At 35.9% G+C, this 11,968-nt stretch carries 18 protein-coding genes and 2 riboswitches; of the genes, 12 read left to right on the top strand and 6 right to left on the bottom strand.

Going from position 1 to position 11,968, the window contains the following annotated elements; all coding sequences use genetic code 11:
- The first annotated feature begins 7 nt into the window (after nucleotides 1-7).
- The 4 genes from MKY13_RS09835 to MKY13_RS09820 all read left to right on the top strand — a co-directional run bounded on the left by MKY13_RS09835 (nucleotide 8) and on the right by MKY13_RS09820 (nucleotide 2,035).
- Nucleotides 8-763, top strand: a complete 756-nt coding sequence (locus tag MKY13_RS09835; protein WP_339212277.1) for a nucleotidyltransferase domain-containing protein — start codon at nucleotides 8-10, stop codon at nucleotides 761-763.
- Between the two features lie 114 nt (nucleotides 764-877).
- Nucleotides 878-1,204, top strand: coding sequence for a hypothetical protein (locus tag MKY13_RS09830; protein WP_339212275.1), 327 nt, complete (start codon nucleotides 878-880; stop codon nucleotides 1,202-1,204).
- Between the two features lie 137 nt (nucleotides 1,205-1,341).
- Nucleotides 1,342-1,908 (top strand): cysteine peptidase family C39 domain-containing protein, encoded by a 567-nt coding sequence (locus tag MKY13_RS09825; protein WP_339212273.1) that lies wholly within the window; start codon nucleotides 1,342-1,344, stop codon nucleotides 1,906-1,908.
- Nucleotides 1,901-2,035: a hypothetical protein gene (locus MKY13_RS09820; protein ID WP_339212271.1), complete on the top strand. Its 135-nt coding sequence runs from the start codon at nucleotides 1,901-1,903 to the stop codon at nucleotides 2,033-2,035. Before MKY13_RS09825 ends, MKY13_RS09820 begins: the two co-directional genes overlap by 8 nt.
- Before the next feature lie 79 nt (nucleotides 2,036-2,114).
- Here the strand turns inward: MKY13_RS09820 and MKY13_RS09815 are convergent, their stop codons facing one another.
- A complete protein-coding gene (locus MKY13_RS09815; protein WP_339212269.1) occupies nucleotides 2,115-2,525 on the bottom strand; it encodes an Lrp/AsnC family transcriptional regulator in 411 nt (136 codons plus the stop codon).
- A 105-nt stretch (nucleotides 2,526-2,630) separates the two neighbouring features.
- Between MKY13_RS09815 and MKY13_RS09810 the strand changes: the two genes are divergently transcribed.
- A complete protein-coding gene (locus MKY13_RS09810; RefSeq protein WP_339212267.1) occupies nucleotides 2,631-3,038 on the top strand; it encodes a carboxymuconolactone decarboxylase family protein in 408 nt (135 codons plus the stop codon).
- Between the two features lie 67 nt (nucleotides 3,039-3,105).
- Entirely contained in the window at nucleotides 3,106-3,675 is a 570-nt protein-coding gene (locus MKY13_RS09805; RefSeq protein WP_339212266.1) for a GNAT family N-acetyltransferase, read from the top strand.
- A 128-nt stretch (nucleotides 3,676-3,803) separates the two neighbouring features.
- Here MKY13_RS09805 and MKY13_RS09800 read toward each other — a convergent pair whose 3' ends face one another.
- The 3 genes from MKY13_RS09800 to MKY13_RS09790 form a co-directional block, all read right to left on the bottom strand.
- Entirely contained in the window at nucleotides 3,804-4,007 is a 204-nt protein-coding gene (locus tag MKY13_RS09800) for a transcription initiation factor TFIIIB (protein ID WP_339212264.1), read from the bottom strand.
- Between the two features lie 20 nt (nucleotides 4,008-4,027).
- On the bottom strand, nucleotides 4,028-4,717 hold the full coding sequence (locus MKY13_RS09795) for a VC0807 family protein (protein ID WP_339212263.1): 690 nt from the start codon (nucleotides 4,715-4,717) through the stop codon (nucleotides 4,028-4,030).
- 348 nt (nucleotides 4,718-5,065) lie between these two features.
- Nucleotides 5,066-6,259 carry a transglutaminase-like domain-containing protein gene (locus tag MKY13_RS09790; RefSeq protein ID WP_339212262.1) on the bottom strand — a complete coding sequence of 398 codons (1,194 nt, stop codon included), beginning with the start codon at nucleotides 6,257-6,259 and terminating at the stop codon, nucleotides 5,066-5,068.
- Nucleotides 6,260-6,459: 200 nt separating this feature from the next.
- Nucleotides 6,460-6,594: riboswitch (FMN riboswitch) on the top strand.
- Between the two features lie 100 nt (nucleotides 6,595-6,694).
- A riboswitch (FMN riboswitch) is annotated at nucleotides 6,695-6,828 on the top strand.
- Between the two features lie 121 nt (nucleotides 6,829-6,949).
- Between MKY13_RS09790 and ribE (MKY13_RS09785) the strand changes: the two genes are divergently transcribed.
- The 5 genes from ribE (MKY13_RS09785) to MKY13_RS09765 all read left to right on the top strand — a co-directional run bounded on the left by ribE (MKY13_RS09785) (nucleotide 6,950) and on the right by MKY13_RS09765 (nucleotide 9,386).
- The gene (gene ribE, locus MKY13_RS09785; protein ID WP_191698828.1) at nucleotides 6,950-7,585 is read left to right on the top strand and encodes a riboflavin synthase; all 636 of its coding nucleotides are present in this window, start codon (nucleotides 6,950-6,952) and stop codon (nucleotides 7,583-7,585) included.
- A gap of 14 nt (nucleotides 7,586-7,599) precedes the next feature.
- The gene (gene ribB / locus MKY13_RS09780) at nucleotides 7,600-8,211 is read left to right on the top strand and encodes a 3,4-dihydroxy-2-butanone-4-phosphate synthase (protein ID WP_191698829.1); all 612 of its coding nucleotides are present in this window, start codon (nucleotides 7,600-7,602) and stop codon (nucleotides 8,209-8,211) included.
- Between the two features lie 15 nt (nucleotides 8,212-8,226).
- Complete coding sequence (gene ribE, locus MKY13_RS09775) at nucleotides 8,227-8,691, top strand: 6,7-dimethyl-8-ribityllumazine synthase (RefSeq protein WP_191698830.1); 465 nt, start codon at nucleotides 8,227-8,229, stop codon at nucleotides 8,689-8,691.
- 162 nt (nucleotides 8,692-8,853) lie between these two features.
- Nucleotides 8,854-9,060, top strand: coding sequence for a spore coat protein (locus tag MKY13_RS09770; RefSeq protein ID WP_339212258.1), 207 nt, complete (start codon nucleotides 8,854-8,856; stop codon nucleotides 9,058-9,060).
- Nucleotides 9,061-9,077: 17 nt separating this feature from the next.
- Nucleotides 9,078-9,386 (top strand): spore coat protein, encoded by a 309-nt coding sequence (locus tag MKY13_RS09765; protein ID WP_339212256.1) that lies wholly within the window; start codon nucleotides 9,078-9,080, stop codon nucleotides 9,384-9,386.
- A 124-nt stretch (nucleotides 9,387-9,510) separates the two neighbouring features.
- Here the strand turns inward: MKY13_RS09765 and MKY13_RS09760 are convergent, their stop codons facing one another.
- Entirely contained in the window at nucleotides 9,511-9,750 is a 240-nt protein-coding gene (locus tag MKY13_RS09760) for a hypothetical protein (RefSeq protein WP_339212255.1), read from the bottom strand.
- A gap of 585 nt (nucleotides 9,751-10,335) precedes the next feature.
- Here MKY13_RS09760 and MKY13_RS09755 point away from each other — a divergent pair.
- Nucleotides 10,336-10,827 carry a hypothetical protein gene (locus tag MKY13_RS09755; RefSeq protein ID WP_339212253.1) on the top strand — a complete coding sequence of 164 codons (492 nt, stop codon included), beginning with the start codon at nucleotides 10,336-10,338 and terminating at the stop codon, nucleotides 10,825-10,827.
- On the opposite strand, the gene MKY13_RS09750 is transcribed toward MKY13_RS09755, so the two are convergent.
- Nucleotides 10,788-11,917, bottom strand: a protein-coding gene (locus MKY13_RS09750) for an IS3 family transposase (RefSeq protein WP_339212252.1) whose coding sequence is annotated in 2 segments (ribosomal slippage) — nucleotides 10,788-11,671 and nucleotides 11,671-11,917 — 1,131 coding nt in all. Because the reading frame shifts where the segments join, the coding sequence is not laid out codon by codon here. The genes MKY13_RS09755 and MKY13_RS09750 overlap by 40 nt on opposite strands.
- Nucleotides 11,918-11,968: the final 51 nt, after the last annotated feature.

Genomic DNA, 11,968 nt, shown 5'->3' with positions numbered 1-11,968 from the left:
ATTTTATATGCATTTGGAAGAGGTTGTACAAGTACTGCTTGCAAGTTTAAAAGGAAACCCTTTAGTGAAGGCTGTGTTTTTAAAAGGATCGATAGCGCGTAATGAACATGATTCTTTCTCAGACATCGACTTATATTGCCTAGTAGAGGAAGACGATGTAACTGGGTTTTTGCCGCATCGCCTGGAGCATTTAAAAGCTTATAAAGAACTGATTTTTAGGGATGATATTTTCATAGTAGCGCCCCAAATATTAGGCGTGTATGAAGACTTCATTCACATCGACTTTTATACGGTTACTCCAAAAACACTTAATGAAAAAGATCATATTAAAATACTTTATGACCCCGAGCATTATTTGAGTGATTACGAACCATCTCTTCAAGCATCACCTGCGCAGTTTATCGATGCAGTGGATGATTCGATTTGGTTTTTATATCAGTATAACCAAAGCGCTAAGCGTGGAAATGATTTATGGTGTTGTCACCTGCTTCACCTGTCGTTCGGCAACATCGGTACCATTTTGTTGCATCACTACTGTCCTGAAAAAGCTATATTAGGCTTGAAAACATTAGAGTCTGCCATACCAGGGGACAAGGCAGTACAGATGCACAACATTATGAACCATATTGGCGTCAATACTCATAAAGAAGCTGCACAGTATATGTGCCATCTACTTGAACAGGAAAAGGAATGGATCTTTTCTAAACTAAAGGAGCCGGAAAGAATTTTGAAATTTTGGGAGAGAGTGATGCAAATTATATAGCAAAATAATGAACATTTTGTCCATTAAAGTCCAATCATATAAGCCTCTTTCCTAGATACATACCATATATGTTTGTTAGTATGAAACAGAGATGAATTTAAAAGGGTGAATTTGATGTATAAAAAAATGTTAATCGTATTCAGTGCAGCTACTATTTTATCTGCATGCGGAAATAGCGCCGATGCTGAGAAAGAAGTAATTGAAGCGCAATTTGAATTGCATGGGGATTATGCAAATTTACCAGAATACCAGTATATCCTAGAAGAAATTGAAGCCGACCAATATAATTTCAATACAGTAAGTGACAATGATGATAAGCGTGTCATTACGATTCAAGCGGATCGTGAAAATTACCGATCTATTTATGTTCATAAAACATCTCGCTTAATCATCCAGCATGAAGGGGATCAAGGCGAAATATTTAATGAAGAAATTGATTGAAGTCATATATAACTAATTCAAAGTCCTCCTACTAGTAGCGGGGATTTTTTACTCTATGCTAAGGGGGAAGTACTATATTTATAGTTAATACAGTCATTTTATGGATCGTTATATCCACACTTATTAATACATATTTAATGACATTTCCTATACCCGCTTTACATAAAAAAGCTTATCCTGCCAACTATCTGATTCAACAAAATAATCGGATAGATTTCCAAAAAAATACGGAATGTGCGGCTTTTTCAACAGCGTATATTCTTCGCCATTTTGGTATGGAGGCAGATGGGGAAGCGTTATACACACATTTTCCTAGTAAAACGATGGCCGGCAATGTATATCCTAAGGGAATTCGTACGGTGTTAAGAAAAAAGGGCTTTAAAACAAATTATTATAAAGGGAATATCGACACATTAAAATACGAAGTTAGTAAAGGTACTCCTGTAATAGCTTTTATTAAAGTACATAAAGATTTCAATAACTTGCATTTTGTCCCGGTTGTAGGCTACGACAAGGAGTATATTTACCTTTCAGAGTCTTTAAAGCATCTGGTGAATAGTGAAGGTGAACACAAGAGTTATAATCGAAAAGTTCCAATCGAAGAATTTAAAAAACTATGGGATATAAAGAGAATGCATATGCTTTTTTATAGCAATACGTACTTAGCGGTTCATCCAATTCAAAGGAGGGATGAGAATGCTTAAATTTATCGATGATATGGCTGGGGCTATATTTGATATTTTTAAATATATCTGTTATTTTTTTGCCGGCGCAATAATCGTTGGTACACCACTATATTTAATTGCTAAATTTTTTGAGTGGTTTTTTTAATGGAATATATGAGGTCCGAGTATGTAAGAAAGCTGTTCAAAAATAGAACAACTTCCTTCCTATATTAACTTGCCAATACTTATTTTACTTCAGAAAAAATAAAGTTTGTTTTTGTTTGTGCAAATAATAGTAGTTCATCAATAAAAAGTTCCGCGTTTTCAAGTGTCGAGAAATGTGCTTTTAACATAAAACAGGCATTCCCTGCAATTCTATAACAAAATTCTACATTTGAATAAGACAAAATATGTTGTTTGAATTCCTCGTAACGGTTATTTTTAATTGTTGCTTCGATAATTGCAGCAATAGGAAATCCTAGGTTTTTCGCATTTAAATTAACGGTGTAACCTGTAATAATTTCCTTATCTTCTAATTGCCTTACCCTTTCTCTAACAGCTGGTGATGTTAAATGAACGCGACGACCTAGCTCGCTCATTGATAATCTACTATCTTTTTTTAGTTCTTGTATAATTAATTCATCGATTAAATCCATCTCGAATAATCCTTTCTATTTTTAAATAGTAATCATGAAAACACATTAAATGAATTATGTGAAACTGTCTATAATTATTCTATCCTAAAACAGGAGGGATGAATAATGACAATTATAAAAATGAACAATATAGGGGATACACCATTTCAGCAATTATTTGGCTTCAATCTACAAATTCAAGAGCAATGGGCTAGTTTAGGAGAGGCGCTTGAAAAAGATGGATTTTTATCTGCAACATTAAAAGAGCAAGTTCGTAGAATACTCGCACAAGAAAACGGCTGTCAATATTGTAAAGCAAAACCTGACCCACTACTTTACGATGAAAAAACAGCTATATGTACTGGATACGCTCAAGCCTTTTTGAAAACAAAGGGGCACACACCATTGAATGTTACGTTAGTTTTAAAAGAATATTTATCGGATGAAGAAATTAGTGAACTTCTTGCTTTTATATGTTTTACGACTGCTTCGCAATATTTTGGAGCCTTAATGCAATTGCCGCCTTCTCAATAATCTTTAATGATAAGGTGTTCCACTTTGGAAATATGTAAGAACAATAATTAATAGGCGAGGGTAAAAAATGATAAATTTTTTAGGGACACAGAAAATAGAAACCGAAAGATTAATCCTTAGAAGGATGGAGATATCCGATATTCAAAAGGTGTTTGATCACTGGCTTTCAGACGAGCGGGTTTCTGACAACAGAGCGAGCGCAGCACATAGGACCGTTTCAGAAACAAAAGAAAGAGTAACAAAAATTATAAGTAATTATGCTAGTAATGAATTTTGTTGGTGGGCAATTGAGCGGAAAGTTGATAGAGAATTGATTGGAGAAATCGATTTGTATGAATTCGATAACGCTACCGGAAACTGTGAAGTAAGCTATTCGATTGGATATGAATGGTGGAATCAGGGGTATGGGACGGAGGCGTTAAAGGCGGTTGTGGAATTTGGGTTCAAATATATGAACCTTCATAAAATTTCTGCTGCACATAATACTGACAATCCTGCATCAGGTAAAGTAATGAGTAAGGCAGGGATGGTTCAAGAAGGAATTATTAGACATATGATTCGCAATGCCAAAAACCAATACAAAGACTGTGTTATTTATGGAATACTTCAGGAAGATTATTTTAAAACTAACGATTAAGCCAAAAATATATTCATTAGGTTACTGTAATAAAATATATAGAAACCTTACAAGGTAGTTATCAAAATATGTAGCCCATTGTAAAGTTCAATGGGCTAGGACAAAGGGATTCAAGTTTCCCGGTTCGGTTAATACGTGTCCTTAAACCGCTCCGGCTTTTTCACATAGCCTTCAATTATAAATCCGCACTCCGTACAAATAATGTATTCAATAATAGACCCAAACCCTAATTTATTGACGAGGGACATGACACTATGACCACTGTGCTGGCCTTTTCCTAATTCCGTCGAACCGCATTTTGGACATTCACTTACCTTTGTAGAATGGCTCAATTTCTTCACTCCTCATTTTGCTATACTGATTCCGTTACTACTTCCGAACTTTCTGTCTCCGGTTGCTTGTTTTCCTGAGATTGTTTTGCATGTTTTTGTATAACGTTATTTATATTAAAGAAAAGTCCCATTACGATAATGGAAAATACCCAGCCCGCTACTTTTTTATAGATGAGCATGTCCCCATATCCGTCGATACCATATTTATTTAGCAGAAATGCCGTTAATCCTGCCATAACAAGACCTCGAATAATAAACACCGCTTGGATGATTTGGAACCATTGGAAAATACCCTTTTGAAAAAATAAAGTTTTGCTGTCTTTTCGGTCATAGCCCTGCAAATACGCAAAATCAACCGCGATATATAATGTAAAAGGACGCTTCACAACGAACAGAATAAAATATATAAATGTATAAAAAAGTCCTAAATAAATTCCGTTAATAATCATTTGCTCTGCTGAACCTGACAGTAAATCCACAGTTGTACCAATTAGCATCGAACCTAAAATAAATAACCCCGTTATATTAAATTGTCTATCCACAATAAATCGGTAAAGGGTATAAACAATACCAGGAACGGTTGAAAGCAGCATGGCAACATAATCCCCTAAAGGTTCCCTACCAAAATTCCAAATAATATAGGGTAATGCCGCATAAAATAGCAACTCAAGTAAAATAGAATTTTTATTCGACTGTGTTTTTTTTGCCATAGAATCCTCCATATATATCAAATGTAATTACAATTATTCTCTAATAAAATTCCACTTGATTGGTGGGCTACGGCAAGACAGCGCTAAAGCCACAGATACGTGTCTTTATCACTGCCTTTATTGCCGTTTGCGAGGCCCACCCATCCCAAAATTTTGCCCTCGTTATAAGGTGAAAAACAACCAATCAGCCGCTTGCGCTATCGCGAGGCGGCATTTTGTCATCCCCAACTTATGGTGATGAATCAATTATAAACCCAATTGTAATAAAATGGATTATTTTATTTCCTGAGAAATTGAATGAAAATTAAGAAAATAGATAGAGAAGTTATTTACAATACTGCAATGCAATTAAACTAATTTTGATAAATTAGAGATTAAAGGCAATAAAAAGTACAGTGCAACAACCGTGTAAAATAATGCTCTTTCTCTTCTGGCTATAAATGAAATACATATAACAATAACCGAACCAGCTGTTAATGCAGAAAAGAAAGGACTGCTTAACAGAAAGCTAAATATTATGGAAATAAAGAAAACGAAATAGGAAAAGCTTTTTAATTTTGAAAAGAACCCTAGAGCGCCGGTTTCTGTAATTTTCCATTGACCTAAATAATTATGCTGATTTTTATTAGGTTTTATCGATAAATTTTCCTGGTCAAACCGCACGTAGATCGGCTGCATGTATGGTACACATCCTTTTACTGCCTCGTAGCCCCAATAAAAAGGCTGACCGTCAATTTGAAAAGGCACGATGGGAGGATATTTCGAATCGACTATAGTTTGTTTATCCAGATCATTATATTTAGGGGAAAGATACAGCTCTGCATCATTGGAAAAAACAACTCGCTGCTGTTCTAATTGCCCGAAGTATGCGGTCCATTTTAATGTTCGAACATTACTGAATAAAAATTGAGTTTTTTTCTTCTTTTGAATATAGGCCATGCTGCAATCAACCGGAATCCAGCCCGTTTGTTCGTCAAAAAATTCGTTCCACACATGTGCATTCATCTTGCTGTTTGCCCAACTGCCTACAAGGGATCGGCACGGGATACCAATAGAACGGCAAAGGGAAGAAAACATAAAAGCATACTCGCCACAATCACCTTGCTTCGCCTCTAAAAAAGACTTGATGCCTCTCCCCTTAGGCGGGTACATATATTTAAAATGATTGACTACATAATGGAAAATTGCCTTCGCTTTTTCCATTGTCGATACAGCGCCAGCCGTTATTTCATGTGCTAGATTCCTCATCTGTTCATCCACAACAACAAGTGTGCCGCTGCGTAAATAAAATGCCTTTTCTTTATTCGTAAGTATTTTTTGTTCGTTTTGTTTATACGTATCGATGGAATAATTCATTTGAAACTGTTCATTTTCTTTTAAAGTAAAATAAAAGAGTTCATTGTTCCCGTCATCAATTACTTTTTCTTCAGGAGAATGAGTACAAATCACGTCAGGATGATCCATCGGTAAAGTAGTCCATATCCTTGTTATACCTTTATTTGAGTTATGATACGAATATGCTATATTGACAATGTTTTTCATTATAGACACCTTTTCTTTTCCTAGTTTTTAAAAAATTCTGGATATTTTTATATACGGATGCTCACCTTAAAAGTTTCATTTTAATTAACGGAATAGCAAGTTAGTAGAGGTAAATGGAATGATAGTTATGGAAGCAAGAAGGTCCGAAATGACTATTAGTATTCTAAATAATCTATGTTACAATAATTTTCAAATAAAATAATTTCCTTCGGGGTCGGGTGAAATTCCCAATCGACGGTGATGAGTTTAACTCTAAGCCCGTGAGCCGCTTTTTGCGTGCAGGATTTGGTGCAAGTCCAAAGCCGACAGTATAGTCTGGATAGGAGAAGGAATAGCAACGCATTTTTGAAAATTTGATTTAAAATGTGCTTTTTTGCTATACACTTTTCCCGTCGCACCTACGTGACGGGATTTTTTTATTGATCATTTTATATGAATTTCCTTCGGGGTCGGGTGAAATTCCCAATCGACGGTGATGAGTAAATCTCTAAGCCCGTGAGCCACTTTTGTGTGCAGGATTTGGTGCGAGTCCAAAGCCGACAGTATAGTCTGGATGGGAGAAGGAAGCAATATCATCAGTTTTTTGAAAAATGTAGTCAAAAGGCTTATTTGATGCTGCTAAATTTTCCTCTCATCGAACTCCGAATTCAATCGGGGTTCTTTTTTTACTTTTAAAAAGAGGTGAGTAGGATGTTTACAGGAATTATTGAAGAGTTAGGAACTGTGGAGCAGATTAGTCAGTCCACACAAACGATGGAATTAGCCATTCGCGCAAGTAAAATTTTAGAAGATGTAAAGCTCGGGGACAGCATTGCGGTGAATGGAGTTTGTTTAACGGTGAAACAATTTACGTCCAATTCATTTTTGGCGGATGTGATGCCTGAAACTGTTAAAGCAACAAGTATGCAACAATTGACTGTAGGCATGCATGTCAATTTGGAACGGGCAATGCTGGCGAACGGCCGTTTTGGCGGACATATTGTATCTGGCCATGTTGATGGTGTCGCAATCATACAGCGGAAAAGACCAGTTGCAAACGCGGTTTATGTAGATTTAGCGATGGACCGTAATTTAATTGCACAGTGTATCGAAAGAGGTTCTATTACAGTCGATGGCATAAGCTTAACGATTTTTAATATGACAGATACACTCGTTACCATTTCCTTAATCCCTCATACATACGAACAAACTGTGTTGGGCTATAAAAAGGCCGGGGATGTTGTGAATATTGAAACAGATTTGATCGGGAAATATGTGAAAAAGCATTTACAAAATCAAACGGCAAGTACGATTACACAGGATTTTCTGCAACGTACAGGGTTTTAAAGGAGTGGAAAAAGATGAATACGATTGATGAAGCAATTCAAGCATTAAAAAATGGTGAAATTATTATTGTTGCCGATGATGAAAATCGAGAAAACGAGGGTGACTTTCTCGTGCTGGGGGAATTTGCAACACCGGAAAATATTAACTTTATGGCCCTTCATGGGAGAGGGTTAATATGTACACCTATATCTCCAGCCATCGCTGAAAAACTATGTCTTCATCCAATGGTCCAAAGTAATACAGATACATATCAAACGGCTTTTACGATTAGTATCGATCATATTCACACAACGACAGGAATCAGTGCATTTGAACGTTCAGCAACGATATTGGCATTACTTGATCCAGCAGCGAAGCCGGAAGATTTCCACCGTCCTGGACATGTTTTTCCGCTCATTGCAAAACAAGGAGGCGTAATAGAGCGCTGTGGTCATACAGAGGCAGGGGTAGATCTTGCAAAATTATGCGGGTCGATGGAAGTGGCGGTCATCTGCGAAATTATGAATGAAGATGGTTCAATGGCGCGGATGCCACAGCTTGAAAAACTCGCACTAAAACATCAGCTGAAATTTATTACGATAGAAGATTTAGTTCAATATATAAAAATAAACACAATGGTTGTATAAGAAGGAGCAGATAAAATGGGTAAAACATTTGAAGCACAATTAGTAGGTACAGATTTAAAAATCGGAATCGTTGTCGGCCGGTTCAATGAATTTATTAATGATAAATTATTAAGCGGTGCAATTGATGGATTAAAAAGACACGGTGTAAATGAAGATAATATTGATACTGCCTGGGTACCAGGGGCATTTGAAGTACCCTTTATCGCAAAGAAAATGGCAGAAGCCAATAAGTATGATGCAGTAATCGGGTTAGGTACAGTCATTCGCGGATCAACAACACATTATGATTACGTATGCAATGAAGCAGCTAAAGGCATTGCCAAAGCGGGTTTGGATACTGGGGTACCGGTTATTTTCGGAATTGTCACAACTGAAAATATCGAGCAGGCAATTGAACGCGCAGGGACAAAAGCGGGGAATAAAGGATATGACAGTGCAATGTCTGCTATAGAAATGGCGAATTTAAATAAGATGTTTTAGTTTCATAAATAAAAGGGCTTTTCGGAAAAGATTCATTCAAATTTTCGAAAAGCCCTTTTTTCTTTTATACATTTCTTACATAGCTTCATCAATCCATAGTGATTATTTTTATGTAAGTTGGGTAAATAACTGTGAACACTTTATGAAAGAGGAGGTATTATAATGGCCGCTAAAAAGGAACTAGCTTTACATGAGCAACTTGAAGTCCATGAATTACTGATTTTTAAAACGAATTGTGTGACAAAAGGGAAATTGTTTGTTGATCTTGTACAGGACAAAAAGTTAAAAGAAATTCTTGAAGAGGATTTGGAGCTTTCAGTAAAAGCAATTAAAGATTTAAAAAAAGTGCTTGCTGACGCAAGTAAATAATACGTGAGGTGAAAAAAATGGCGACAAAAAAATCAGAAACTCAAACTGAAGAGCTAAATGTATCGATCATTGATGATATGGCAATTGCGACAGATTTACTGCTTACATCGAAAGCTGCAGTCAGAAGTTTAGCGGTAGCTATTACAGAAACAGCAACACCTTCTGTGAAGAAGCTGTTACGTCGTGAGCTTGATAATGCGATTGACACACATGATAAAATTGCACAGTATATGATTAAAAATGAAATGTACCATGCCTATGATTTACAAGAGCAGATGGAGCATGATCTGGAAAAAGCGGATATTGCATTAAAATTAGCGAAATAATAGTTTAAAGCGGCTGATATTTAATCAGCCGTTTTCTTCAGCCTAAAACTGTCGTATCGATTAACATTCATGCCTTTTTCGATTTGATTTGGAAACGTTATTTAGAATGATTCTGTATGCTTTATCAATCTTTTAATGGAAGGTTAGACAACAATAAATTGATTAGGAAACCACTGATGGTAAATATAATCGTCCCGATCAGCACCTTTACTAATGACACCTCGATATCCACAATATGATCAGTCTCCTGTGTTATTTCAAGTACTGTCCACCAGTTATCGATTGAGGATTCATATATGGCAAAGTATAACCATATTAAAAAACAGAAGGATACAAATATAAAAATCCCCATTTTTTTATTCATAACACACCTCCTATACAACTTTTCGCAAAATCAGAATGTTATACCCATTTAATCTTTCTGATATTTTTTATTCTGAATAGCAAAGAAAATCCAAATCATTACTAAGAAACTAGCAATTCCATTTATCGAAGAAAAATTTATTTTAAATATCCACCTAATTATGTCTTGGCTAATTATAGATATTAGTGTCAAAACGCTGACTAATAGCAAGGAGTGTAATATTAATTTTGGGAAACGTATTTGAGAAAGTCGTGGGAAATTCATTATATTATCACCTAGTATTGAAGAATTCTAATAATTCAATTATACACTTTATTAGTAAGGGCGCCTCTATTATTGTGAGTTATTTTATTCCGAGCAGGTGACATATTGCATGAATTTTAGTGTGGTCTTTAATAAAGATTGATAATTAATCTGTAAGGATTACAATTTTCTTATTCCACAAACGGGCCATTATCTTGAATAACGCCTAATAAGAAAAACTGGATATTTATGTTAATATATAGAGGGTCTTGTGAATAAGTGAACTTAAACTAAGCAGGTTAGGTTGAAAAAGCGTCCAATTGATAGGGGGATTTAGTATCAGTGAAGAAGTTAAAATATCTGAGTTTGATTCCATTATTCTATTTTGTCTTAATCCTTTCAGGTTGTAATGAGCGTGTAGACAATTATTACTTGTCGTTAATGGGTGAAAGTGATAATTGGAGTTTAACAAACTATGAAATTGTTCTAACTCAAGAGGACTTTAAAGCAGGTAACGGAACATTAAGAATCAAAGATGAGAATGAATATATGATAGATTGGTTTGAGTTTATTACCCATGTAGTTATTAACAATAAAGATACAGTAGTTCATCACAATATGGAAAGTGGCCCAGGTACAGATTTAACAGAAAAATCGACTGGAGCAATTGAAGGGCCAGCGTACTTTAATGAAAATAAAGCCCCGATAACAATTGAGCAAGTTGATAGCATCTATATGATTGTTAAATGGAAGGATAATAATAACTGGAATGTCAACACTAAACTGGACAAAAATTATAAGGGTTGCAGCTTGAATTCCACAGGCGTTAAATAGCCAAGTGTTCCGTGAATTCGTAAGTTGTTAAACCAATGGACGTAATCTCCAAGTTCAAGAGCGAGCTGTTCAAGAGAGGTGAAGTGGGCTTGATTAGCGAATTCTGTTTTAAATACCTTGAATGTTGCTTCAGCCACGGCGTTATCATAAGGACATCCCTTCATGCTCAGTGATCGCTGGATTCCAAACGTTTCAAGTGCCTCTGAAATTAGTTTGTTATCGAACTCTTTTCCACGATCCGTATGAAACATTTTGACGTCATGCAGGTTGGCCTGAATGCTCGAGATTGCTTGATATACAAGCTCTGCTGATTTATTTTTACCAGCACTGTAACCTATGATTTCACGATTAAACAGGTCGACAAATAGGCATACATAGTGCCACTTTTTTCCGACACGGACATATGTTAAATCGCTGACAATGACAGCTAACTGTTCTTCTTGATTGAATTCGCGTTTCAATTCGTTCTTAACAGGTGCTTCGTTACAGCTTGATTTATATGGCTTAAATTGAGCTACAGTATAGTTTGAAACAAGCCCTAGTTCATTCATAATCCGTCCAATTCGACGACGGGAAACCTGTTTTGGTTTAGATAATCTCATTAATTCTTTCTTGATTTTACGTGTACCGTAATTATTGCGGCTTTCTTTAAAGATACTTGCGATTTCCTTTGTAAGTGCTATTTCTTCAACTTTCTTTTCACGCTTCCCAGAAAGGTCGGCATGGTAATAATACGTGCTTGTTGGAATATCTAGGACGGCACACATTGCTGATACCGAATACTTGTGAGTGTTATTACGAATCACATTTATTTTCGTCCCATGATCAGCGCCGCTTGCTTTAAAATATCGTTCTCCATTAATAAACGTTGGTTTTCCTTGCGTAATCGAGCCATTTCATTTTCTTCTTCTGTTCGATTATCCTTCGCTGAAAACGAACCTGTTTCCTGGTGATTCTTAATCCAGCGATCTAACGCAGAAGGCGTAATATCATATTCTCGGGCAATGTCTGCACGAGACTTACCGTTTTCATAAAGCTTCACTAATTGCAGTTTAAATTCGGGTGTAAATGTTCGACGTTGACGTGTCATAATAGCACGCTCCCTTTAATTGATAGTCTAAGTTTACAATCCCTTATTTTA

This window comes from Solibacillus sp. FSL W8-0372, assembly GCF_037969735.1.
Taxonomy (GTDB): domain Bacteria; phylum Bacillota; class Bacilli; order Bacillales_A; family Planococcaceae; genus Solibacillus; species Solibacillus faecavium.
This window is presented reverse-complemented; position numbering and strand designations above follow the sequence as displayed.

Coding starts and splice junctions, on each gene's coding strand:
- MKY13_RS09765 (WP_339212256.1), top strand. CDS start 9,078: ATGGCGACAAAAAAATCAGAAACTCAAACTGAAGAGCTAAATGTATCG.
- MKY13_RS09815 (WP_339212269.1), bottom strand. CDS start 2,525: ATGGATTTAATCGATGAATTAATTATACAAGAACTAAAAAAAGATAGT.
- MKY13_RS09825 (WP_339212273.1), top strand. CDS start 1,342: ATGACATTTCCTATACCCGCTTTACATAAAAAAGCTTATCCTGCCAAC.
- MKY13_RS09830 (WP_339212275.1), top strand. CDS start 878: ATGTATAAAAAAATGTTAATCGTATTCAGTGCAGCTACTATTTTATCT.
- ribE (WP_191698828.1), top strand. CDS start 6,950: ATGTTTACAGGAATTATTGAAGAGTTAGGAACTGTGGAGCAGATTAGT.
- MKY13_RS09795 (WP_339212263.1), bottom strand. CDS start 4,717: ATGGCAAAAAAAACACAGTCGAATAAAAATTCTATTTTACTTGAGTTG.
- MKY13_RS09770 (WP_339212258.1), top strand. CDS start 8,854: ATGGCCGCTAAAAAGGAACTAGCTTTACATGAGCAACTTGAAGTCCAT.
- MKY13_RS09760 (WP_339212255.1), bottom strand. CDS start 9,750: ATGAATAAAAAAATGGGGATTTTTATATTTGTATCCTTCTGTTTTTTA.
- MKY13_RS09820 (WP_339212271.1), top strand. CDS start 1,901: ATGCTTAAATTTATCGATGATATGGCTGGGGCTATATTTGATATTTTT.
- ribE (WP_191698830.1), top strand. CDS start 8,227: ATGGGTAAAACATTTGAAGCACAATTAGTAGGTACAGATTTAAAAATC.
- MKY13_RS09790 (WP_339212262.1), bottom strand. CDS start 6,259: ATGAAAAACATTGTCAATATAGCATATTCGTATCATAACTCAAATAAA.
- ribB (WP_191698829.1), top strand. CDS start 7,600: ATGAATACGATTGATGAAGCAATTCAAGCATTAAAAAATGGTGAAATT.
- MKY13_RS09835 (WP_339212277.1), top strand. CDS start 8: ATGCATTTGGAAGAGGTTGTACAAGTACTGCTTGCAAGTTTAAAAGGA.
- MKY13_RS09805 (WP_339212266.1), top strand. CDS start 3,106: ATGATAAATTTTTTAGGGACACAGAAAATAGAAACCGAAAGATTAATC.
- MKY13_RS09810 (WP_339212267.1), top strand. CDS start 2,631: ATGACAATTATAAAAATGAACAATATAGGGGATACACCATTTCAGCAA.